Source organism: Spirosoma oryzae (assembly GCF_003002825.1).
GTDB lineage: Bacteria > Bacteroidota > Bacteroidia > Cytophagales > Spirosomataceae > Spirosoma > Spirosoma oryzae.
This window is the reverse complement of the sequence record NZ_PVTE01000007.1, coordinates 207559-232622: the sequence shown is the minus strand read 5'-3', so window position 1 is coordinate 232622 and position 25064 is coordinate 207559. Positions and strand designations below refer to the sequence as shown.

General features: G+C 57.7%; 11 protein-coding genes. 4 read left to right on the top strand and 7 right to left on the bottom strand.

Annotation, left to right across the window (positions count from 1 at the left end; all coding sequences use genetic code 11):
• Positions 1-50: 50 nt before the first annotated feature.
• The 3 genes from CLV58_RS10315 (at position 51) to CLV58_RS10305 (ending at position 3239) form a co-directional block, all read left to right on the top strand.
• Positions 51-1493, top strand: a complete 1443-nt coding sequence (locus CLV58_RS10315; RefSeq protein WP_106137710.1) for an MOP flippase family protein — start codon at positions 51-53, stop codon at positions 1491-1493.
• A 352-nt stretch (positions 1494-1845) separates the two neighbouring features.
• On the top strand, positions 1846-2610 hold the full coding sequence (locus CLV58_RS10310; RefSeq protein ID WP_106137709.1) for a porin family protein: 765 nt from the start codon (positions 1846-1848) through the stop codon (positions 2608-2610).
• A gap of 62 nt (positions 2611-2672) precedes the next feature.
• Positions 2673-3239, top strand: coding sequence for a pentapeptide repeat-containing protein (locus tag CLV58_RS10305; RefSeq protein ID WP_106137708.1), 567 nt, complete (start codon positions 2673-2675; stop codon positions 3237-3239).
• Between the two features lie 4 nt (positions 3240-3243).
• Here the strand turns inward: CLV58_RS10305 and CLV58_RS10300 are convergent, their stop codons facing one another.
• Positions 3244-4527, bottom strand: a complete 1284-nt coding sequence (locus tag CLV58_RS10300; RefSeq protein ID WP_106137707.1) for a glycoside hydrolase family 2 TIM barrel-domain containing protein — start codon at positions 4525-4527, stop codon at positions 3244-3246.
• A 188-nt stretch (positions 4528-4715) separates the two neighbouring features.
• On the opposite strand from CLV58_RS10300, the gene CLV58_RS10295 reads away from it, so the two are divergent.
• The gene (locus tag CLV58_RS10295; RefSeq protein ID WP_106137706.1) at positions 4716-7274 is read left to right on the top strand and encodes a glycosyltransferase; all 2559 of its coding nucleotides are present in this window, start codon (positions 4716-4718) and stop codon (positions 7272-7274) included.
• 137 nt (positions 7275-7411) lie between these two features.
• On the opposite strand, the gene CLV58_RS10290 is transcribed toward CLV58_RS10295, so the two are convergent.
• The 6 genes from CLV58_RS10290 to CLV58_RS10265 all read right to left on the bottom strand — a co-directional run bounded on the left by CLV58_RS10290 (position 7412) and on the right by CLV58_RS10265 (position 24994).
• Positions 7412-11434, bottom strand: coding sequence for a non-ribosomal peptide synthetase (locus tag CLV58_RS10290; protein WP_106137705.1), 4023 nt, complete (start codon positions 11432-11434; stop codon positions 7412-7414).
• 3 nt (positions 11435-11437) lie between these two features.
• Positions 11438-18259: a type I polyketide synthase gene (locus CLV58_RS10285; RefSeq protein WP_106137704.1), complete on the bottom strand. Its 6822-nt coding sequence runs from the start codon at positions 18257-18259 to the stop codon at positions 11438-11440.
• A gap of 36 nt (positions 18260-18295) precedes the next feature.
• A complete protein-coding gene (locus CLV58_RS10280) occupies positions 18296-20491 on the bottom strand; it encodes a GumC family protein (protein WP_211300840.1) in 2196 nt (731 codons plus the stop codon).
• Positions 20491-21318: a TolC family protein gene (locus CLV58_RS10275; RefSeq protein ID WP_106137703.1), complete on the bottom strand. Its 828-nt coding sequence runs from the start codon at positions 21316-21318 to the stop codon at positions 20491-20493. The genes CLV58_RS10280 and CLV58_RS10275 overlap by 1 nt, the downstream gene beginning before the upstream one ends.
• A 211-nt stretch (positions 21319-21529) precedes the next feature.
• Positions 21530-22738: a glycosyltransferase family 2 protein gene (locus CLV58_RS10270; protein WP_211300839.1), complete on the bottom strand. Its 1209-nt coding sequence runs from the start codon at positions 22736-22738 to the stop codon at positions 21530-21532.
• Between the two features lie 324 nt (positions 22739-23062).
• Complete coding sequence (locus tag CLV58_RS10265) at positions 23063-24994, bottom strand: CocE/NonD family hydrolase (protein ID WP_106137702.1); 1932 nt, start codon at positions 24992-24994, stop codon at positions 23063-23065.
• Between the last annotated feature and the right edge of the window lie 70 nt (positions 24995-25064).

Here is a 25064-nt window from a genome sequence, read left to right as displayed (position 1 = left end):
TTTCATCCCTTAGTTAACCAATCCGTACTACGTACACCGTCAACAAACCAATGAGTAACAAAGACAAGGCCATGAACGGTGGCAAATGGATTACCGTCGCGACGGTGATTTCGACCATCTTTCAGTTTGGGCAAATGGCGATTCTGGCTCGCCTGCTCGACCCTACTGATTTTGGTATTGTCAGCATCAGTAACCTGGTCATCGGCTTTTTCACCATTTTCTCCAGCCTGGGCTTCTCCAACTCGATCATCTACAAGCAGGAGAGTGACCGGCGGGTACTATCGACGCTGTATTTTCTCAACCTGCTGGTGGGCGCGCTCATTTTCGTGGCAGTCTACCTGAGTACCCCGTTTATCGTTTCGTTTTACAAAGAGCCCAAGCTGGCGGGGGTCGTACATCTGTCGTCGTATTACTTTCTGATCGTCTATTTCGGGCAGCTTTACCTGTTTCTGCTTCAGAAGGAACTGAAGTTTCGGTCCGTTGCGATCATCGACATTGCGGGCACGGTGATCGGGTCGATTGCGACGGTTTTGCTGGCCTACAATGGCTACCATGAATTGTCGCTCATCATTGGCTCGCTGATCAATCAGACGGTCAAGACCATCTTTCAGGTCATTTTCGGCCTGCCGTATTTCCTGCCGACACTCGCCCTCGACCTGCGTAACATCGGCGAACACCTGCGCTTCGGCCTGTACAATCTCGGCGACGGCCTGCTTGGGTTCGCCCAGTCGAATGCCGACAATATTTTCATCGGCGGCATGCTGGGCGTCAAGCTGTTGGGTTATTATACCATCGCGTATCAGCTCTCGATTTTTCCGATCACCAAGCTGAACCCGATCATTTTGCAGGTGGCCTACCCGATTCTGGCCAAGATGAAAGATAGCACGGCCGAGCTGAAAAAGTCGTATCTGAAAATTCTGGACTTTGTCAGCTACTGCAACATGCCGCTGCTGGCGGGGCTGTACATTACGGCCGAGAGTGTCGTGCCGCTGGTGTACGGTCCCGGCTGGGACAAGACCATCGAGCTGATTCGTCCGTTCGTCTTTGTCGGCTGGTTTACCTGCCTGAGCCACCCCCTGTTCACGCTGGCGTTTACCAAGGGCAAGCCCAACCTGCTGTTCTACCTCAACCTGGTGACACTGGTCGTGAAGATCCCGCTGGTGTATTACCTCGGCACCTATTTCGGGGTTATGGGTATTGCGGCTGCTTTCGTCCTGTCGACGCTGTTCAACCTGGTCGCCAACTTCGGCATCGTACACTACCTGATCGGTGATTTCTTCGGTGCCTTCTTACGCAACATCGCCTGGCCCACGGCATTCTGCCTGATTATGGTACTGGTCGTTTTCGCCTACAAGCAGTTGGTTGGCTACGAAGGCATTGTCAACACCATTGCCCAAGTCCTGCTCGGTGGCCTGACCTATGGCCTGCTGACCCTGAACTACAAGCTTTCGTTCTCAGAGTTGAAAACTTACCGTCAATCGCTGCTATCTTAACCGCTGATTTATCTGATCATTTTGATTGCTCTGATTTCCTTATTTGAATCATAGTCGGCCAAAGTAATCAGACGAATCAAAGTTCGAGACTATCTAAACTGTGATTCGTGTGGTTGTTTTGATCCGTCTGATTGCCTTTTTTGAATCACAGTCTATCAAAGCAATCAAATAAATCACAATTCGAAACTATCTGAACCTTGATTCGCCTGATTTCTTTGATTACTCTGATTTCCTTTTTTGAATCATAGTCAATCAGAGTAATCAGACGAATCACAGTCTAAGACGAAGCTGTCGCTTACGGAGGTGTTGGGTAGCGCCCTAAACCATTTGTGGTTCGGGTCGTTTACGAGACATGGATAAAAAATTACGCTTTCCGAAGGCGATTGCCGGCTGGTGCTGCCTGCTTATTGCCGTTTTTGGCAGCATTCCGACACAGGCGCAGCTACGGCTCGACCTGGAATCAGGGCTGGTGCTGGGCACCCGCTATAACGACGTCAGAATACCCAATCAGGGTGGTACGCTCGTCAACCTGCCCGATAACCTAAGTGTCAATCCAACGGTATTTTACCGGGCCCGGCTTGGCTATACCATTGCTGATCGACATACGATATCGCTGTTGTACGCGCCGTTGACAGTACAGTACCAGGGATCGTTCGGGCAAAACGTCAACTTCAACAATCAGCAATTTGTGGCCAATCGCCCGCTGACCGTCGACTATACATTCAACTCCTACCGCCTGACGTACCGCTACGATTTTGTGGCCCGTACGCACTGGCGCGTCGGTGTCGGTCTAACGGCCAAGATTCGGGATGCCAATGTCCGGTTTGCCAGCGAATCGAACAGCACCAATTTCGATAATATCGGGTTCGTGCCGCTCATCAATTTTTACGTAGCCTATAAACCGAACGAGCACTGGAGCGTGCTGGCGGAAGGCGATGCGCTGGGTTCCCGCTTTGGCCGAGCAGAAGACATCTTCGTTGGGGGCGCTTACAACGTCAACCGGACGCTTGGTTTTAAAGCCGGCTACCGGGTCGTCGAAGGCGGGGCCAACGTCGACGAGATATACAACTTCACCTGGATCAACTACGCGTCGGTCGGCGTTCTGCTCACGCTGTAAGTAGTTGCTCAATTGACCCAACTGTCCGTGCTTTGCTGTTAAACGAAGCATTCAGACAGTCAATGGAGCATTACCGGCAACACTACAACACGCAGGACGATCTACCGAATCAGTGGGCAGGGCACACATTCGAACAATGTACGTTTCAAAAGCTGAACCTGTCGCAGGTACTTCTGGCGGGCGCAAACGTTATCGACTGTCGGTTCGAGCAGTGTAATCTTAGTCGGGCGATTGTCAAAAACACACAATTCAACGATGTGTCATTTGCGGACTGCGTACTGCAAGGCGTAGATTTTGGTAGTTGCAACACCTTCGGCTTTCACGTTGACTTTCAGACGTGTCAGCTCGACCAGAGCCTGTTTGTCGGCCGTCGGCTGGTGAAGGCAAAATTTGTGGAGTGCTCACTCAAGAGCGTTCTATTCGTGCGTTGCGACATGACCAGCGTACTCTTCGATCGGTGTGATCTCGAACTGGCCAAATTCGACGATAACAACCTGACACAGGCCGACTTTACGACCTCGTTCAACATCGCCCTCGATCCCGACGAGAACCGGCTGAAGAAAGCGAAGTTCTCCCTCTACAGTTTGCCCGGTTTACTGACCAAATACGGTCTCTCCATCAGGGAGTAAGTCGTTAGTTCACCAGAAAAGACAGGTTTGCTGAGGCAACATGATTGTGCGTATCGTACACGTCGATAAAGAGCCGGTACGCACCGGGCTGGCGTGGCGCTCGAAATGTCGTTGCTACCGCTGTCGCCGATTGCATCAGACCGGTCAGAGCAGGAAGTGATGTATCGGTATAATCGGACGTGTGCTGTGCCGACGGTTTGATTTGCCAGTAGTATGTCAGGGAATCGCCTTCCGGGTCAGTCGCCAGCACGCGCACCCGGTGCTGCGTAGCCGGGGCCAGCACCGCGTACGACACGGGCTTGCCATCGGTTTGTATGGCCCTGATCGTCGGTGCCCGATTAGCAGGCCGCTTCCCCGTCCACAATTCCTGCGACAGCCCGACCAGTGCCGACTCCCGCCCGTTGTCGTCAAAAAAGCTAAACCAGGTATGCGTTTCCTCCTGCTTGCTGCCCCAGAAGAACATATACGCGCCCAGACAGCCCGGTGGCCGTGAACCGATGTACTGCTGGTAGGTTTGCTGCACAAACGTCGTTTTCGCCTGCGGCAAGGGTTCGATGGGTGTTTTCCAGGGCGTTAGCGGCACTTCCCAGTATCCTTTGGGACCAAACTCCGAGATCAGGTAAGGCTTCGTCCAGCCGCCTTCATCCAGAAACTGCCGAAGCTGCGCCATAACACCGTAGGCGTTGACCGAGAGAATATCGAGTTCGGGACAACGCTCGCGTACGAGCCAGATCGAGCGGCCGCTGTCGGGGGAGATCGCCGTAGTAATCGGGTGACCGGGGTCCAGTTCATGCACCAGTGCCGTCAGCCGATTGACTTCATCGAACACGGCAAAATTCGTCGCGTCCTGCGCCCATTCGTTGCCCATGCACCAGAGCAGCAGAGCCGGGTGATTTTTGTACTTGAGCACCGTCCGCCGGACCCGCTCATACTGCCGGGCTACGGCTTCCCGGTCGTTGTAATCGAAGCCATCCGTTTCCCGTTCGACCCATATACCCAGCATTACGGTCATACCCCGTCGCTGCGCGTCATCAAGTACCGCGCCCGCATCGAGATCGTCCCAGACCCGAATCGAATTCCCTCCGCAGGCTTTCAGTCGGTCGAGGTGGATATGGCCACCTGCCCCCCGAATAAAATACGGTTGTCCGTGGCGAAGCAGCACCGCCGAGTTGCCCCGCTGCTCGATACGAACCGGCGCTGACGCGGGTACCGTTCGCCCTGTTTTTTCCCGACAGCTACTTACCAGCAGCAGACTGACTACCCCTACTACCCAAACAAAAAAACGCATCCGGTAATGAAAGCCGGACGAAATCAGTACCGGCTTATTGTTAGATAGCCGTTCGCTTTATCCGGTCACCGCTACCAACCTTCCAACCCTGAATTATGTAACTATCAGCGCCATCCACAATTGTATCTTTGTCGTCCTACTCGCGCGTATCTTCACCTGATTACCAGCGCCTAACCCTGCTTTATACCATGAACCGGCCTGTTCAGCCCCAGCCGTCCCCCAACGAACACTACACCGTTTCATACCGCCCCCGCGACACCGGCCGCATCCGGCTGCTGATTGTCGTCGGGCTGCTGTTGATGGCGGGTTTTGTGTGGGTGTATTTCCAGCCGGGCAACCGGGGCTATGGCTGGCTCTACGCGCTGCTCACCTTCTCGGTCGTCCTGAAGCTGGTACGACTGCTCCACGAATGGTATCACTACTGGCGGGTCGTTCCGCCGGTTCCACCACACCAGCATACTCAGTCGTACACCGTCGACGTGCTGACGACCTACTGTCCCGGCGAACCCTACGAAATGGTGCTGAATACGCTGCGGGCGATTCAGGCGATCCGTTATCCGCATGCAACCTATCTGTGCGACGAAGCCAACGATCCTTATCTGCGTGAACAGTGTGCCCTGCTCGGCGTCCGGCACGTTACGCGTACCGACCGCACCGATGCCAAGGCGGGTAACATCAACAACGCGCTCCGGCAGGCCACGGGCGACATTTGCCTGGTTATCGACCCCGACCACATCCCCGTTCCCGATTTCCTCGACCGGGTGCTACCGTATTTCAGCGACCCGGCGGTTGGTTTCGTGCAATGCGTACAGGCCTACTACAACCAGCGGGAAAGCCTGGTCGCGTTCGCAGCTACCGAGCAGACGTACACATTTTACGGGCCGATGATGACTGCGATGGGCAACTACGGTACCGCGCAGGCCATCGGTGCCAACTGCACGTTCCGGCGGGCAGCCCTCGACAGTATCGGCGGTCATGCGCCCGGTCTGGCGGAAGACATGCACACGGCGATGCGCCTGCACGCAAACGGCTGGCAGTCGGTGTACGTCCCGCTCCCGCTGTCGTACGGGCTGGTTCCAGCGACCCTTTCGGCCTATTACAAACAGCAGCTGAAATGGGCACGGGGTACGTTCGAGCTACTGTTCGTTGTCTATCCCACCTTATTCCGACGGTTTACAGCCCGGCAGCGACTGCACTACTTCACCATGCCGCTGCATTACCTGCTGGGGCTTACCCAGCTGGCCGATTTTCTGGTTCCGATCGGGGCGCTGCTACTGCTTAAACTCCCCCTCCAGCTCGATCTGCTGGTATTTGCCGTAGCGTACGTCCCGCTGCTGACGATGGCTTTTTTGATCCGGCAGTACGCCCAGCGCTGGCTTATCGAAGACCACGAGCCGGGCTTTCACTTACTGGGTGGCATCCTGAGCGGTGGCACCTGGTGGGTCTATGTACTGGGGCTTGTCTACACAATTTTTCGAATCGAGGTCCCTTACCTGCCAACGCCGAAAGACGATAAGCCCCGCAACAATCTGGCCCTGGTACTACCCAACCTGTTGATGGCCGGGCTGACACTGTGCGCTATAGCCTTCAGCGTTTACCACTACGGGCGCTTTGCGCTCAACAATGGCTTTTCGCGATTCATGATTGGCTTCGGGCTGGTCAACGTCCTGCTACTGGCGGGCAATGTACTGATCGGGCAGGAAGTGTGGCTAAGTCGCCTGCAAACGCTATTACGCCGGTTGACGTTTCGTTTACCACTTATTCGATCGGTGCGGATTCAGGGCTGGCACCTCCGCTACGGACTCTACAGCCGACTACGACTGCTGGCGTTTCCCCTGTTCCTGCTACTGGTTCCGGCAACAATGGGGCTGGTGGCGTACACACATCGAAAGATCAACGATCGGTTACCCCACGACGTCCGCTACGCCACGACCCAACCGTTCTACTACGGCGTTCGGTCGATGGGTCAATCAGCAGATTCGCTGCTCCCCGCAGTACTTCCGTTTCCGGACCGGATGATTCGCCCACAATCGCTCCGCTGGACGCCCGGTCAGACCATTACAACACCGGTCTGGTCAAACCTGCCGAATCAACTGCCACTGCTGTATCTGGAACCGGCGCTTACGAATCAGACTGGGGCGCTGAACCAGTTTTTGACGGCCATCATTGCGGGACGTTATGACGCGGATTTACAACGAATTTTTCAATCGCTAACGGTTTACGGGCGGCCTGTCCTGGTTTCGTTTGCGCCTGAATTCGATAACGCCCGGCATCCGTGGGGCACGACGCAGCCGGCAACGCTGACGCTGTACGCCCGTGCGTGGCGGCACATCACCTTACTGGGGCAGGCACGGGTCCCGACGATTAGCTGGGTATGGTGTCCCGCTCAGTCATCGACCATCATCGCCCACTATCCCGGCGACGACGTTGTCGACTGGCTGGGGCTGGCCATCCGTGATCCGTCGCCCAGAACGGACGGGGTAGCCCGCTCGTTTGCCGCGCAGTACCAGCAGCCGCACAAAACCGTCAGGCTGCACACCAGCTACGACATCCGGCAGAAGCCGATTTTACTGACGCAGCTAGGCCAGCAGGTTTCTCCGGCTCAACGCCGTGCGTGGTTAATCGACGCGCTTGATATAATTGACGAACGCTACCCGGAGATTCGGGGTATGTTGCTGTCGCCCGACCAGATTCAGGCCCTGAAACCTACAGCGTCAGCGATGAACAGACTCGTGAAGAAGGAGTAGTACGACAAGACCTAAAAGGTTTTGAAAACCTTTTAGGTCTGTTAATCGGCCCGACTGTAACAGCAAAGTCTTACCACAAAGGGCGGTTTTTGTCATCCCTCCTATCGTCGGGATGACAAGAAGCTGACACAGTCGCCCTATCTGTCGAGCGCGCGCTGTAGCATTTCGGCAAATACCTTGTCGTTGGGGTGAAGCATCATCATCCGATGATCGCCCGGTACCTCGTGCACCCGTACTCCTTGTTTCGCGTATTTCCGCCAGCCCAGAAACTTGTTGTCATCAACGAAATAAACCCGTTTTTGGGCCTTGAACAGGTCGATGACGCCATCGTACGGCTTAAACACGTAGTTTTCGTACGCAATTTCATGCTTCTCCATGATCCGGTTCAGATGCTCCATACCGGCTTCCGGTTGGGGTGTCTCGTAAAAGCCAAATCGCTGCTTAAAGCGCTGCACCAGCGACTGGGCGAAAGCGGCCTGGTAACGGATCGTCGACAGCGGATTTTCGAGCAGTGATTTACCGATCCAAAGCATCTTCGGGACTTGTTTGGCAACCCGCCACTGTAGTTTTGCCGCTTTCGACCAGTGCTTGGTCGACGGCTCGGCATTGGTATCGAACATGGCCAACATCTTCACCGATTTACCCAGTTGCTGAAGCTGCTGCGCCATTTCCAGCGCAACGTACCCCCCAAACGAATAACCCGCAATGGCGTAGGGTCCATCGGGGTTCTGTTGCAGGATTTCACTGATGTAAAAAGCAGCAATGTCCTCCATCCGGTCAAACGGCTCGTCCGTTCCGTCCAGTCCCCGCGCCTGCAACCCGTAAATCGGTTGGTCGGGGTCCATGTACGACACCAGACTAGTAAAATTCAGCAGGTTGAGCCCGATGCCGTGAATAATATAAATCGGCACTTTGCTCCCCTCGGGCCGTATCGGCACCAGCGACTTCCAGCTCGTTGCCGGCTTTTCCGTCTCGAACAGCGACGCTAGTTTCTGGATCGTTGAATGAGTCATCAGCGTCGACAGCGGCAACCGGCGACCGGTTTCGGTTTCGAGCTGCGTCATCACCTGTACCGCGATCATCGAGTGCCCACCCAGATCGAAGAAGTCGTCTTCGACGCTGATCTGTTGCACGCCCAGCGCATCCCGCCAGATGGCCGCAATCGTTTTCTCGATGGCCGTTTCGGGTTGCCGTCGCTGAGCCATATCAATCAGCGCACCGGGCTTTGGCAGCGCCTTCCGGTCAATTTTACCGTTGGGCGTAATCGGCCACTGACTTATCCGTACGAAGTCAGCCGGAACCATGTAGGTCGGCAATACGTCGCGCAGGTTGTTTTTCCAGTCGCCGACGCGATTGGCGAAGGTACTGTCGGTCAGGTCGGGGGCCAGCACATAGGCTACCAGCCGCCGGTCGCCGGGACGATCTTCCCGCGCCATGACCAGTGTCTCGCGAACACCGTCTTCCCGCAGCAGGATCTGCTCAATTTCACCCGGTTCGATCCGGTAACCCCGAATCTTGATCTGCTGATCGATACGGCCCAGGCAGTTGACTTCCCCATCGGGCATGAACAAGCCCAGATCGCCCGTGCGGTACATGCGGGCACCGGGTGTTTTGCTGAACGGGTCGGCAACGAATTTCTCGGTAGTCAGTTCGGGACGATTCAGATAGCCCCGTGCCACACCGTCGCCCGCCAGGTAAATCTCCCCGGCGACCCCATCGGCTACGGGTTGCTGCTGCTCGTCCAGAATATAAATCTGCGTGTTATGAATCGGCCGACCGATGGTAATCAACTCATCGTCAGGCATAATTTGCTTACCCGACGAATAAATCGTGGTTTCGGTGGGCCCGTACATGTTCCAGAGCGACGCACAGCGGGCCGTCAGTTTCTGCGCCAGATCTTTCGGCAGCGGTTCACCACAGCACAGCACCTTCACCGGCAACGGTTGCTCCCAGCCAGCCGCCAGCAGCATCCGGTAGGTAACGGGCGTCGCCTGAATCAGGCTGATCTGCTGATCGGCCAGCGTATGCAGCAGCGCCCGGCCGTCGCGGGCCGTTTCGGCATCGGCCAGCACCAGTGTGGCCCCCACCAGCAGCGGCAGGTACAGCTCCAGTCCGGCAATATCAAACGAAATCGTCGTGACAGCCAGCAACCGGTCGTCGGGCGTAATACCGGGCCAGTCGATCATGCTGTCGAGCAGATTGACCAGACTACGGTGTTCAATCTGCACGCCCTTCGGCCGTCCCGTCGACCCCGACGTGTACAGGATATAGGCCAGATCGCGTCCGTTCAGTGGCAGGTCAGGTACCGTCGCGGGTAGATCAGCGGATTCGGTCAGCAGCGTTTCGATCAGGCGTTCCGGCGTTTGCCCACCTACCCCGCCCCGGCCATATTTGCGGGACGTCAGCAGTAGTTTGGCACCCGAATCAACCAGCATGAAGGCGATACGATCCTGCGGATAATCGGGATCGAGTGGTACGTAGGCAGCGCCGGCTTTCAATACCGCCAGCAATGCCACCAGCAGATCGGGCGTGCGGTCGAGCAGTACCCCGATCACGTCGCCCCGACCGATCCAGGACCGATGCAGTACCTGCGCCACCCGACTTGATGTTTCATCGAGTTCGCGGTAGGTACGCTGCTCATTCCCAGCGATCAGTGCCACCTTATCCGCAAATTGGCCGGCCGTTTTGGTCAGCAACTGCGTCAGTGGCTGCTTGTCGGGGTACGCGAACGCCGTGTCATTCCAGACGGCCAGTTTGTCTAGCTGCTCGTTGCGGTCACTCAGGTTGACGTCGCCCAGCCGAACAGCCGGATTTTGAACAACCGTGTCGAGCACCGCTTCAAATTCCGCCATCATCCGGTCGATGGTATCGGGTCTAAAGAGCTGCGTATTGTACGACCACTCCATCGTCAGCTCGTTCACCGAACCGCTGATATTCAGGAACAACTCGACGGTTTCGTAGGCTCGTGGGTTGCTGATAAACCGGTACGTCAGGCCCTCGAACCGAATATCGTCCGTCAGGCCCAGATCGACGTTGACCAGCACCGGCACCATCGGCACCCGAGACGGATCGCGGGGGATGGTCAGCTTTTTCAGGAGACTGCCAAACGTAAGCTGCTGATGTTCGAGGGCGTCGAGCAGCTCATTTTTGCGAATACGCAGGTAGTCGACAAACGACAGATCGGGTTGGGGGCGACTCCGCAGCGGTAACAGATTGACGCAGTGCCCCACCAGCCGAAGGTTATTCGTCGCCGATTGACCCGCCGTCGGTAAGCCGATAATCAGGTCGGATTGGCCCGTCAGCCGGTGTACCAGCACTTCAAACGCAGCGATAATCGTCGTGACGAAACTGGCACCCGCTTTCGCCCCTACTTTACGCAGGGCCGGCCCCAGATCAGCCCGCAGGGCATAATCCTGCCGGGCGCTGGTAAAGGTGCGCAACGATGGCCGGGGCCAGTCTGTCGGTAAGTCCAGTGTCGGCACTGCATCCCGGTACTGATCGAGCCAGTACTGTTCGGTCTGCCGGTAAGCCGGACTCTCGCCATACACCCGTTGGTCAAGGGCATACTGACTGATCTGCGTCGGGTCGGGCAGTTGAACCGGTCGATGCTGCACGAAACCGGAATAGAAGCGGCCTAAATCCTGCAACAGGATACCAACCGACCAGCCATCGCAGATGATGTGGTGCGCGGTCAGCAGGAACAGGTGATCCGTTTCGGTCAGCCGGAGCAGGGTTGGTTTAACCAGTGGCCCGTTGAGCAGATCGAACGTATGGTGCGCGTCAGCCGTCGTGTATCGCAGCCGTTCAGCATCCTGGTCAGCCACCGACAGCTGGCTACAGTCGTGGTAAACCAGTGGTACGGTCAGTTCCGCAAACACAACCATTTGCGTACCATCGGCACTGAACGCGGAGCGGAGTGCTTCGTGGCGTTGAACCAGTTGCTGCCACGCCCGGTCGAAAGCCAGCCGGTCGAGCCGCCCCGAAAAACGCAGGGATACCGATTCATTGTAGGCGCGGCTCGCATCGTCGCCCCCGAGCATGCAGGACGTCCAAAGCTCCTGCTGGGGCTCGGTGGTCGGTGCGACAAGGGCGATAGGCGGTCCCGCGAAGGGGTCAAAATCGACGGCGACTGTGTGTAACTGTGTAAGACTGTCCACCATCCGTCATATCGTTAGATCAACCTGTAAATAAGCGCCGGGGCGATTCGGGTCGGGCAAAAACCAGGCGGGATTACCGGCCGGGTCACGACCCAGTCGCGCACCAGCCACCGGTGGCTCACTTGAATAGGCGGTTACGCCTTCGTGTACAGCGGGTTTGTTACTACCTGCTTTCTTAGGGAAGAACGTAGCCTCGATCATCTCGTCGACGCTTTGGCGGAAAGCCGTAATGACGGTCTCAACCTCCTCGTCGGTATGCGCTTCGGTCATGAAGCAGGGGAAGCCGTCCCAAACGTGAATGCCTTTCTGCCGCAGCAGCGTGAAGAGCAGTTCGCTGTACGGCAGATCGTCGGTATACTTCAACTTCCAGAGCGAGCCGAAGTGAGCAATGAACATGGGTAGTTGCCGCTCCGTCAGGTAGGCGTTGAGCGTGTCGGCCAGGTAGGTCGTTTTGCGGGTCAGTGCCTGTTGCAGCCCCGCACCCTGCTCCCGCAGGTGCAGCATCGACGCTTTGGCAGCTGCCAGCGCCAGCGGGTGCCGCACGAACGTACCGGCGAAATACGTTACGCCCACTTCCGGCACCGACGCATCGCCGTACTGCCAGAACCCGCCGTCCAGCGCATCCATGAACGACCGTTTCCCGCCAATGATGCCAATCGACATACCGGCACCGGCCACCTTACCGTAGGTCGCCATGTCGGCCCGGATACCGAGCAGGGCCTGCGCACCACCCAGGTGCATCCGGAAGCCGGTAATTACTTCGTCGAAGATCAGGGCGCTGCCCGATGACGCCGTGATCGACCGTAGTTCTTTCAGGAATTCGATCGGCACAAATTCCGGACGGCGGCTTTGGATCGGTTCGACCAGTACGGCCGCCAGTTCGTCGGCCCGTTCCCGGATGATCCGCAGACTTTCGTCGGTCCCGTAATCCAGAATCAGCATGTTCTGCACGACGTTGCCCATGATGCCCGACGCGGCCGGAAAGGTTTTCAGTTTTTTGGACCCCCGCACCAGCACTTCGTCGACGATTCCGTGGTACGAGCCGGAAAAGGCGACGATGAGTGAGCGGCCGGTAATCGTACGGGCCACGCGCATGGCTCCCAGCACGGCCTCCGAACCGGTATTACACAAGGCTACCCGTTCCGAACCGGTCAGTTCACAGACCAGCTGACTGACTTCGCCCGCGAGTTCGTGCTGCGGGCCAACTTCAAAGCCTTTCTCGATCTGTTCGTGCAGCGCCTGTTTGATGAAGTCGGGCTGGTAACCAAACATGTTCGACCCAAACCCGTTCAGCACGTCGATATACTCGTTACCGTCGACGTCCCACAAACGGCTCCCGGCCGAACGGTTGACGACGATCGGGTACACGATTTCTTTGGTCACCGGCCGGAAGCCCGACACCACACGCGGGTCGGCCATCTGCGACCGATGCTGCTGCGCATAGGCTTTACTGCCCGCCGTCTTCTGGTTGTACTGTTTGGTCAGCCGGTCGAGGAACTGCCGCTGAACGGTCGTCAGTTCGTGGCTGTGCTTTTCAATTTTCGCCGTGGCACCGAAGGGTTTTTTGTGCTCGATCTGCTCCTCCGGTGTCAGGTCGCTGGTGCCAGTCGTCGGCATCGACACGGTCACGGGTTTGGCAGGGGCTGCGGCTGCCGGAGCAGCGGCTACCGATGTAGGCTGCGGAGCCGGAGTCGTCGGGACTGGTTGCACTACGGGAGGAACCGGTGCCGGCTGAACGGCTACGGGTTGCGGAGCGACACCCTGCATCAGGGCCACCTGCCGGGCCAGCAGTTGTAGCTGCTGGGCAATCAGGCCGAGGGCCGAATCACCACCGGGCATGGCAACAGGTACCATCGCGGGAGCCGCCATTACCGGCATTGGCGCGGCTGGCGGCATCATTGGTATCGCCACGGGAGCGGCTACCGTAGCAGCGGCTACCGGTACTGGCTGACTGACCGGCTGCGCAACCGGTGCTGCGGCTGGTGTTGGCTGGTACTGCTCGGCGGGCAGTTGCTGATCGAGGAAAGCGGCCAGTGCTTTCGGGCTGTCCAGATCGGCCGTCAACTGCCGGAACGTGATAGGGGTGCCAAACTCGTTGCGCAGCGTAATCGCCATCTGCGTCAGCAGCAGCGAGTCGAAACCGAGTTCGAGAAAGTTCGTGTCGGGCGATGTACCAGCCATCTCGATGCCTGATGCATCTTCCAGCAGCTGGTATATTTTATCGATGAGTGCAGTTGTTCGCATAGGTGGTGTGGTTACAGGGATATCGATCGGTTGTGTATTGATAGAGCGTTCATTGGTTGACGTAGTTACGGTAGCTGGTATTGGTGCGTTGACCCAGCAGCGACGCCGGTCGAATGCATAAGTCGGAAGCGATACCCGGCGCGTTGCCCGACCGGCATAGAACGCCTGCCAGTTGATCGGCAATCCATGCAGGTACAGTTGGCCCAGGGTGGTTAGTACAGATTCGTACGTGGTTTTCGTATCAGCCTGCGTAGCCAGTCCGGCCAGAGCCGTCATGGTCTGATCGGTGGCCTGCTGACGGGCCAGCGTTGCCACCGTCCGACCCGGCCCTACCTCCAGCAGCAGCGGCTCATCGAGACCAAACAGGGTATCGAGGGCGTCGGCAAACCGAACCGTCGCGCGTAGGTGCGTAGCCCAGTAACCGGGGTCGGTAGCCTGCGCGTCGGTCAGAAACGTACCCGTCACCGTCGACACAATAGGACGTTGCGGGCGGCTCAGCGGAATAGTCTTGACGATGTCGGCGAAGCGCGTCACGACCGGGTCCATCATGGCCGAGTGAAAAGCATGACTGGTCGCTAACGGCCGGTTGGGAATTTCCTGCTCGTCGAGTAAGCGGGCAAAGTCGGCAATATCCTCGTCAAGGCCAGCCACAACACACAGGTGCCGGCTGTTGATCGCAGCGACGGACAGGGTATCGGGTACCAGCGATCGCAGCTTCTCAATACCGACCCGTACCGACAGCATACTACCACGAGGCTGTTCGCTGACCAGCCGTCCGCGAGCTGCAACGAGCCGCAGAACGTCGGGCAGCGTAAACACACCCGCCAGATGAGCCGCGACAAATTCGCCGACACTATGCCCGCACAGAATCGACGGTTCGATACCCCAGCTCATCCAGAGCCGGGCCAGTGCGTATTCCGTCACAAACAGGGCTGCCTGCGTATACAGCGTGTTTCGCAGTTGTTGCTCGGCTTCGGAACTGACCGTATCGGGGTACAACACCCGCCGAATATCGGCACCGAGGTACGGCAGCAGATGACCCGCGCAGTCATCGATGGCCTGCCGAAACGTGGCTTCGTGCTCGTACAGCGCGCGGCCCATGTTCAGAAACTGCGCACCCTGACCCGGAAACAAAAACACTACGTCGCCGGGTACCCGGCTTAGCGTCCGGGCGTTGGCGGTACTGGTCAGTGCGCCCGAAAGTTCATCCGGCGTGGTTGCCAGTGCAAACTGGCGATGGGTATAGGTGGGCCGGGTAGTTTGTAAGGTAAAGGCAGCATCTGCCAGCGCGGGCGCATTTGGCTGGCGCAACTGGTCCGCCAATTGCCCCCCGTAGGTATCCCGGCTCTGCGCCGACTTCGCCGACCAGGTCAGCAGCTGAACGGGCCGCGCGGGAGTAGTGGTATCTGGCGCATCAACCGTGGCTTCGCGCGACTCGACAGCCGCTTCTTCCAGTACGACATGCACATTGGTGCCGCCCACGCCAAAAGAGCTGACCCCCGCCCGGCGGGGCAGTCCGGCTTCGTCCTGTACCCAGTCGCGCAGGGTCGCGTTTACGTAGAACGGGCTGCTGGCGAAGTCGATTGTGGGATTGGGTTTCTCGTAGTTGATCGACGCCGGTATCTGGCGGTGGTACAGGCTTAGCACCGTTTTGATTACCCCGGCTACACCCGCAGCCTGGGTCAGATGCCCCATGTTGCTTTTGATCGAACCAATGGCGCAGTATTGCTGACGGGTCTGTGGTCCGAAAGCCGCCGTTAGCCCTTCGATCTCAATAGGATCACCGACGGGCGTAGCGGTACCGTGGGCTTCGACATACCGAATCGTTGCCGGATCGACCTGCGCGTCGGCGAGGGCCATCCGAATCGAACCCGCCTGCCCATCGGCGTTGGGGGCCGTGAAACTGCCTTTGTTACCCCCGTCGTTGTTGACCCCGACACCTTTGATGACAGCATAGATCGTATCGCCATCGCGCCGGGCATCGTCCAGTCGTTTCAGGAGTACGACACCAGCCCCGTCGCTAAACACCGTTCCGGTAGAATCGGCGTTGAACGACCGTGTGTGGCCATCGCGGCTGAACATAGCCCCTTCCTGGTACAGATGACCACTGTTGACAGGAGCCGTAATACTGGCTCCACCCGCCAGTGCCACTTCGCACTGACCGCTGCGCAGACTCTGCACGGCCTGGGCAATGGCCAGCAGCGATGTCGAACAGGCGGAGTACACACTCACGGCAGGCCCGTTGAGATTCAGCTGATATGCCGTCCGCGACGCGATGTAATCTTTCTCGTTGACGGTCATGGCCTGAAACGAACCGACCTGCGCAACCACAGCGGAGTTGGGCAGTACGTTGTTCAGGTAGTAGGTATTGTTGCCACAACCCGCGAACACCCCTACCCGACCGCCATACAACTCGGGCAGGTGTCCGGTGCTTTCGAGCGCTTCGTAGGCGATTTCGAGAAAAATGCGCTGCTGCGGGTCCATCACCTGCGCGATGGCGGGCGTCAGTCCAAAGAAGCGGGCATCAAACTGATCGGCCCCGTCGATGACGCCCCGCGCTTTCACGTAGCCCGGATCGGTACGCAGCGTCGCGGGGATGCTGGCGTCGAGTTCAGCGTCGGTAAAGAAACGGGTCGTTTCGCGCCCTTCCGTCAGCACCGTCCATAATTCATCGATCGTACGGGCACCCGGAAAACGACCACTCATGCCGATCACGGCAATCGCGTCGTCGGCCGTAGCGGGTCGACGGCTGGTTGGTTCGGGCGTTGTCTGTTGCGGACGGGCGTTGGCAGCGGGCTGCATGAAAGCCGCTAAGCCAGCCGCCGTCGGGTGCTGGTATAGTTTGGTGATCGGTACGGTAAAGCCTCGTTGCTCCAGAGCCGCCACCGTTTGTTGCGCCAGCAGCGAGTTACCACCCAGTTCAAAGAAGTTATCGTCACAACCCACCGGATCGAGTTGCAGCCATTCTTCCCACAGACCGACGATCTGTTTTTCCAGCGCCGTGCGGGCCGGGCGATACAGCGTCGTCAGGTCAGGCCGACCGTGATCGGGCGGGGGCAGCTGCGCCTTATCGACTTTACCGCTTGTGGTCCGGGGTAGATCGTCGAGCCGGACATAGTAGGTGGGCAGCATGAAGTCGGGCAGGCGCTCGGCCAGCACCGCACGCAGGGCCGGTACCGAAAAATCAGCCGGCGATGCAACCACGTAGGCCACCAGTCGCTTGTGCCCCGGTATGTCTTCCCGCGCCACGACGACGGCCTGCTGCACAGCGGGCTGTTGCGCCAAAAGCACTTCGATTTCACCCAGTTCAACCCGATTCCCCCGAATCTTGACCTGCGTATCCCGCCTGCCGTGGAAGTCGAACGTACCATCGGGCAGCAGCCGGGCAAGGTCGCCGGTACGATACAGCTTCGTCGGACCGAGTCGGGGGTGTTGCCAGTCGACGAAAGCGTCGGCGGTACGTTCGGGCTGATTCAGATAACCATCCGCCAGGCAAACACCACAGATACCGATTTCACCCACCTCACCGTCGGGCACTACCGTAAGCTGCTCATCGATGATGACGACCTCGCAGCCAGCCACCACCCGGCCGATGCTGGGTAGTTGTGGCCATGACTGGGCATTGCCCCGAAGTCGGTTTTCCGTCACCCAGACACTGGCTTCCGTCGGTCCGTAGACGTTCATCAGCGTACAGTCGGGCAGGGCTTCGAAAAAGCGGGCGATGGCGGGGGTTATCTTGAGCAGTTCGCCCCCCGTAATGACTTCCTGCAACTGAGCCGGAAACCGGCTGTCGGCGACGGCGGCTTCGGTCAGGTATTGCAGGACGACATAGGGCAGGAAGACCCGGCTGATGTGCTCCTGTTCGATGTAATCGAGCAGCCGTCCGGCATTCAGCCGGTATGAATCGTCGATGAGGTGAACGGTGCCGCCCGTCAGCAGCGGCACGAAGATTTCCTGAAACGATGCGTCGAAGCTCAGGTGGCAGAATTGCAGCGTTTGCAGGCCCGGCTGATCGGCCCAGCGACGAATCTGATTGGTCAGCATGTTGACCAGGCCCCGGTGCGTCAGGCAAACGCCCTTTGGCTTGCCGGTCGAGCCCGAGGTATAGAGCACACAGGCCGTTTCGCTTTGCTGCGTAACCGGGCGAACGGGACCCGTGTGTGACTCGTCTGACCGCAGCACTTGCAACCCCAAATTCGTGAACAGTGCCTCATCGACCGCCGTCGCCAGGCAGACCTGCACCTGCGAATCGGCGATAAGCTGCTGAAGTCGGGCTTCAGGATAAGCCGGGTCAAGGGGTAAATACGCTTTACCGGCTTTCAGAATCGCCAGCACGCCAACGACCATCTCGACGGTGCGCGTACAGCTGATACCGACTCGTTCGGCCTCGGGGGCCGCGCGTAGAATAGCCTGACTCAGCAGGCCGGACTGTTCGTCCAGTTGCCGGTACGTTTTTTGTTGCCCAAAAGCCCGGATCGCGGGCGTATCCGGGTTGGTACGCCCCATCGCATCGGCCACCAGCTGCTGAACGTAACCGAAGTCAGGCAGAACCCCTTCCGTCGATATGGCTCGTTGATCAGGCATATACTTTCTGGGTTAAAGTGGATAGATACGGCCTCCTCAGCGGTTGAGTCGCGTCGGCTGTAAGGGTCGTTCCGAATCGGTACGCAGGGGATGTTCGCTGCTGTCGGCCTGCGTCGGCACGTCGACATAGTTCTCTTCCACCTTGTTCAGCACCGTCAATAGCGGCTGATTGGTTACGCGCAGGTACAAACTCAGCAACTGCTTCTCGGCCCGTCCCCAGGCGCTCTGTGCATCGACCACCAGGATCGACAGCACGCTCGACTTGAGCAGGTATACCGGTATCTGACTGCTCATCAGCGACGGCAGTTCCAGTACGATCCGGTCGAACTGAGACGCGTCGAAATTATGCTCCGCGTCGAGCAGGTAATCCAGCCCGGTCACGTTCATGAAGTCGGGCCGGACGGTGTACGGGAAATAGGTAACCCCCGGCCGGTCCTGCCGCCGTTCGCGCCCCGTCTGCCGTGGGTAGCAGTACGCCACCTGCTGATCGGCATTTGCGTAGGCGTCGATCAGTCCGTTGGCCAGCCAGGTTTTGCCTTGTTTGGCCCGCACGCTGAACAGCGTAATCAGCGGAGGATATGGCTTACCGGCAGCCTGCGCAATTTCGATATTGATGGTATTGAGCAGTTGCTCCATCATGGCCCGCGACGCCCGCGTTACTTTCGAGTACACCTGCGGCTTCCGCACCAGCGGGAACAGCGCCGTCAGGGGTCGCCCGATCAGTTGTTCCGCCTGCTCGGGCGACTGAATCCGTTTGTCGAGCCAGAAGCGGAGCGCCAGCAACAGCAGCGCCAGGAACACGCCAACACCCGCCCCGACAATGACCAGTTGCATCCGTTTGGACGACAGTGGGCTTAGTGGATAATCCGGCGCGTCGAGCACTTCGAGCTTACCACCCACGGCGACGTCCTGCTGCCGCGTGCGTGACTGCTCAACGTTTTGCAACAGAGCCAGGTATTCTTTTTCGGCAATCTCCAGATCCCGGTTCAACTGCCGCAGCTGCGAGCCCAAGGGGCCGAACTGACTGGTTTTCGCCTGATACTCGTTCCGGCGTCGTTCGTAGACCCGAAGCCGGGCCACAGATTCTTCGTATTCCAGCGTTTTCGCCAGCCAGTCGTTCTGCATGGTCTGCGCAGGCATTGCATCGGGCGAGCTACCCGCCGACGAATACTTCTGGGCACTGGATTTCAGTTCGTTCGACAGCTGATCGACAGTAGCCTGTAAACGCGTCAGGGTCGCCCGCGACTGCCCGTAAGCTTTCGCGTTCGACAACTGGTTTTCAGCCGCCGTCAGCCGGCGTTGTTTTTCGTTGAGTTCGTTGGTTGTTGCCGATGAGCCACCCTGTTTTGCCATCTGCCGGGCCACCGCATCGACGGCCGCTTTTGCGGCATCCCGGTGCATCAGCTCGCGGTTATACTCCTGGTCGAGGGCTTCGCGCGATGCGGCTACGGTGCGGGCTTCTTCGTCGTAATCGAGCACCTTGTTCTGCATGGTGAACGCCCGCAGCCGGGCTTCGGCCTTGCTCAGGTTATCTTTGGCCGCCTTCAGCCGATCTTCGTAGTAGCTTACGACCGACTTGGTTTCCGACGTTTTGAAAAACGAGTTACGCCGGTTCAGGATGTCGATGGCGTACCGCAGCGTCTGCTGGGCGACGGCCGGGTCATTGGCCTCGTATTCCATCAGCAGCACGTCGTTGGTATTTTTCCGGGCAGACGCCTGCAATTTATCGGCGATGGTGTTGATCGAATACGGCAGTGACGATTTCAGCAGTAGTTCTTTAACCGGGTTGTCGGTGGCCGTTTTCGACAGGCTGTCGAGCCGGGTCCACAGGCGCAGCGAATCCGGTTCGCCGAGCAGAAAGGGCTGCCAGTCGGCCGGGATTGCCTGGTGCAGCTGGTCGAATCCTTCCGGACCCAGCACCAGCGAGTCGGGCTGTTGCAGCCGCAGGTGATCGTTCAACAACGAAACCCCGACCTGTAGGCGGGTTTCCTTGGAGTTGAGCGTAGTAAGCAGGTTGTCGAACGCACTCGACGAACGGTCCATCGACTGGCCTACCCGGTCGGTCAGCAGCGTGTACCCCGACGCCAGTCCCGTGTATAAGGTAGCTTCCGAGCGGTACGTTTTCTGGGTATTGCGCGTAACGTACCAGGCTGTCGCGGCCGTGACGACCGGCAACAGAATAATCCAGAGCAGATTCTGCTTAAACAGCCTGAACAGTGCGTTGATAGACATTAATTAATTCGTTTTAACCGTTGGATAGGTTGCCCCATGATGGTTTCAAAGTAGCGGACGTTCTTGATGAAGTCGCCTTTTACCTGTTCCGAATACGACTTGGCCTGCGCATAACGGTTAACGGCATTGGCCAGCGTTTCAGCATTACCCCGCCCCTTCTGCGTTTCGGCCTCGGCGATACGGTAGGCTGTCAGCGACGACTGTTCATCGAGCAGCCGCGTTTTCAGCACCTGCTGTGTCGTAATCATATCCTGGTAGATACCGATCAGCGCCCGGCGGATGTCCTGGGCGATAATGTCTTTCTGCACGATCGAAGCCCGGTAGTTCGAATACGCCTGCTTCATCTGTTGCTTGCGCCCGAAGAGATCGTACAGCGTAACCCGCAGATCCACCCCAAACCGGTACCCGTTGGCAATCTGCGCCACCGGATCGACCCCGTTGACGATGTTTACCCCTGAGGACACGATGGCCTGGTTACCGTTCGAGTACCCACCGTATGCCGACATATTCTGCAATACTTGCAGCTTCGAAATCTGATAGCCGGCATCGAGCGAGTTGGCGATCTCGTTCTGGTATTTGAGCAGGGGTGAATAGGTGGTAGCAATTCTGACCAGTTCGTCAAACGGCAGTAGTTGCACGGCAATGTCTTTGTCGACGTCGAGTACCGACGTATCGCCGGTAACGCCCGCCGACTGCCCGAAGGAGACTAATCCACGAACACTTTTATTCGGGGCCTGCCCAACACTGTTGTGACTGATCAGCAGCCCCAGCAGCAAGCCTAATCCTATACTTAGTTGTACGACTGTACGATTACCAACTACTTTCATACTTGTTGTAAGAGCGCGGGATGCAGCACTCGACGCTAGACGTTTAGGTATTGACAACGCAGTACACCCAGACCGTCAAACCCTGAACCAGTTATCATGAAGCGTTGTCGCCAGGCTGTTACTGACGATGCCCGGCTGTTCCGGCCGAGCACTACGCTACTACTCTAGTTGTTCAGACTGCTTTTCCGGACAGCTGTCACTGCGCTGTTGACTAAACGGATTTATTTGATTGCAACTGAACGTCAGGGGTTCCGGTATGCGGTGTATGCATGAACCGACGGAACGCCTTGCGCATGTTCAACGCAGCACGCGCAAAGCGAAGCATCAGCATCGGAAGCAGTAGCAATTCCCGAACCGTTAGTCGTTTCCAGAGGTAATTCGGGACCGAAATCACCAGGCTGAACCCGAAAACAAGCAGTAATACGGGAGCCGTCAGTTGGAAGAAAGGCCGGGTGGCCAGCAAACTTAGTGCCGATAGCAGGGTCAGCACGCCCAGCAGCATCACCCGTGGCAATACCATAGCCTGAATCAGTTTGAACCCACTCATCATACGCCCCGCAGCCAGTTCGCGCAGACCGGGCCGGAAATAGTTCGTCAGAAACTGCCACTGTGCCGCAATCCAGCGGGTACGCTGATTTTCGAATACGGCCTTACTCGCTACTTTTTCATCGTAGATATACGCGTCGGCGAGGTAGCCGATCGAGCGGCCCGCCATCACGATATTCATCTCCAGCTCTTTGTCGTAGCCGCCCATCGTGTGCAGCTTCGCCATACCGGCCCGCATCAGTTCGGGTTCAAACGCCATCCCCGACCCGATGATCGACGAAGCCAGCCCCAGCGCCCGACTTCCCTGCCGGAACAGGTGGTTGCTGATTTCTTCGCTGATCGCATCCAGCACCGCCACGCTGGTGTTGGTATTTTTCGCTACCCGGTGCCCCTGCACCGCCTGCCAGCCCTGCTCGAATGCCAGGTTGATACGGCTCAGGAAGTCAGGAGCCATGTGGTTATCGGCATCGGCCACCATCAGCACGTCGTACTGCCCGGCTGGTATCTGTGCCAATGCCGCATTGATGGCCTTTGAAACGGTCGAGGTTTCGAACGAGACAGGGATGATTCGGATGGGCAACTGCGCCAGTTGTGTCAGCACGGCCGGCTGAATCGAATCGGCGATTACGATCAGTTCGAAGCGGTCGGCGGGGTACTGCTGCCGCAGGTTCGCCTGCACCGACTCGATGATGACCGCATCTTCCTTATAGGCCGGGATAAGCACCCCAATTTTTCGGTAGACCGTCGGTATGGCCTGTGGGTCTACGTCGTCGGTACCACCGAAGCGACCGGCGACGGCAAACACGGTCAGGTACAGTACGCTTAGCCCCAGATACAGCAGGAGGGCAGCGTAGACGAAACTGAGAATCAACATAGTGTTGGTATTGGTACTTTTTTTATGGGCTAGTAGTATCCGTCGGGGGTGTTACAAAGGTGGACAGTACTGCTGTTACCGCAGCCTATTTTCTATGAACGGCCCCAAACGGAGGGTAATCACCAAGAAATGTACGGAGTCCGTCTCAATTGGCCAACCTTATTGTACAACCGGCAGCCAATCTTTTGATGCGTATCCGACCAATCCCTAGCTGTTCTTTTGACTACTTTTTTTCGTTTTGGTTACACTTAACGGAAAAGCCGGAACCCGTTTGCGAACAGGTTCCGGCTTCGATTTATCTACTCGTCTAAATAACAGGTACGGTTACTTCAGCACCGATACCTCAATAACCGAGTCGTCGTAGACGCGGTGCGTCGCTTTCTGGAAGTCAGCCGCGTCGGCCTTGTAAATATTGTCGACGTATTTCTGCGGGTTCCGGTCGATCAGCGGGAACCAGGTACTCTGCACCTGTACCATAATCCGGTGGCCCTTCTTGAATGTATGCAGCACATCCTGCAAGCGAACGTTCACCGGCGTTGCCTGATTGGCCACGAAGGGTTCGGGCTTTTCGAATGAGTTGCGGAACCGGCCGCGCATCACCTCCGACCGGACCATCTGCTGGTAGTTGCCGAGCGTAATGTTCTTATTCGGCATATACGGATGATTCGGCTCGTCGGGCGGGTACACGTCGATCAGCTTTACGACCCAGTCGGCATCGGTACCGGTGGTACTGACGTTGAGTTTCGCCATGAGCTCACCCGCCAGGGTTACGTCGTCGGTCAGCACGTCGGTCTGGAACGTCAGCACGTCGGGGCGACGGCTGGCGAAACGCTGATCTTCCGACATATAATTGAACGGGGTGAAGCCAAGCGTCGTGGTATTGTCTTCCGTGTACGGTACGGGTTTGGCCGGATCACTGACGAACTCGGAGAAGGCGCTGGCGTTGCCTTTACCACCCATGTCGAGCTTACCACCATTACGCAGGGCGAGCTGCATGGGCTGGGCGTTGGGGGCAGGCCACTTGTCGAAGGTTTTCCACTCGTTACGACCCGTGTTGAACAGATACGCTTCGGGCAGTCCCGTTTTGCCGTCGCCGGGGCCTTTCAGAAAATGGTCGAAAAATTTCGCTTCGATATTCCGCTGATAGAAGGTCGCGATGCTGTCGCCGAAATACACGTTGCTGTGCATCGTATGGCCCGTCTCGCGCGACCACCGACCGTGCCCGAACGGCCCCATGACAAGCGTGTTGTACGTGCCGGGATTGTTCTTCTCAACCGTCTTGTAAATCGTCAGCGGACCGTACAGATCCTCCGCATCGAACCAGCCGCCTACCGTCATGACGGCATGCTTGATGTTTTTCAGGTGCGGGATGATGCTGCGCTTCTGCCAGAACTCGTCGTAGTTGGGGTGGTTGACCGTCTCCTGCCAGAAGAAATTGTCTTTGTAGTACTTGTCGGCATTTTTCAACGGACCGAGATCATACTGCCACTGGAACCCGTCTTTCGAGCCCGTGTTGATCATATCATTTTCGTACCATGCCTTTGTCGTTGGCGCGGGGTGCTGAACGCCGAACACCGGGAACGTGAACAGATACGCCTGAATGAATGCGCCGTTGTGGTGGAAGTCATCGAAGAAAAAATCCGAGACGGGAGCCTGTGGCGACGATGCTTTCAAGGCGGGATGCGCCCCGACGGCTCCGGCGATGGTGTAAAAGCCGGGGTAGCTGATACCCCACTGCCCCACCCGGCCGTTGTTGTTCTTCACATTTTTGAGCAGCCAGTCGATGGTGTCGTACGTATCCGAGCTTTCGTCGACCGCCAGTGCCGACTGTCGGGCGGGGGCTTTGCCGCGTTTCTTCAACTCGGCCGCCGACGGCTGATCGGTGACGGTCGGTGTCATGTTGGTCCAGGTACCTTCCGACGCCCAGCGCCCCCGCACGTCCTGATACACGAAGATGTATTTGTCGCGCATCAGCGTTCCCGACGGACCCAGGCCATTGGGATAGGTATCAGGGCCGTACGGTGCCACACTGTAGCAGGTCCGCTGCATCAGAAACGGGTACTTGTTGGTCGCCGACGCGTCTTTGGGGATGTATACGTTGGTGTGCAGCTTCGTGCCGTCGCGCATGGGAATGTCGTATTCCATTTTCTGGAAATTGTCGCGGACGAAGGTGTTGGTGGGTCGGGCGGGTGGGGTCTGCGCGAGGGCGGGCAGCACCGCGACGCATACCGACAGGCTAAGCAGCCATTTTTTCATGGAGTTGATGCGTTAAAGAAGATTCGTGACTGTTGGTAAAGATAAGGCCGACGCCTGATTTAGCCGAACG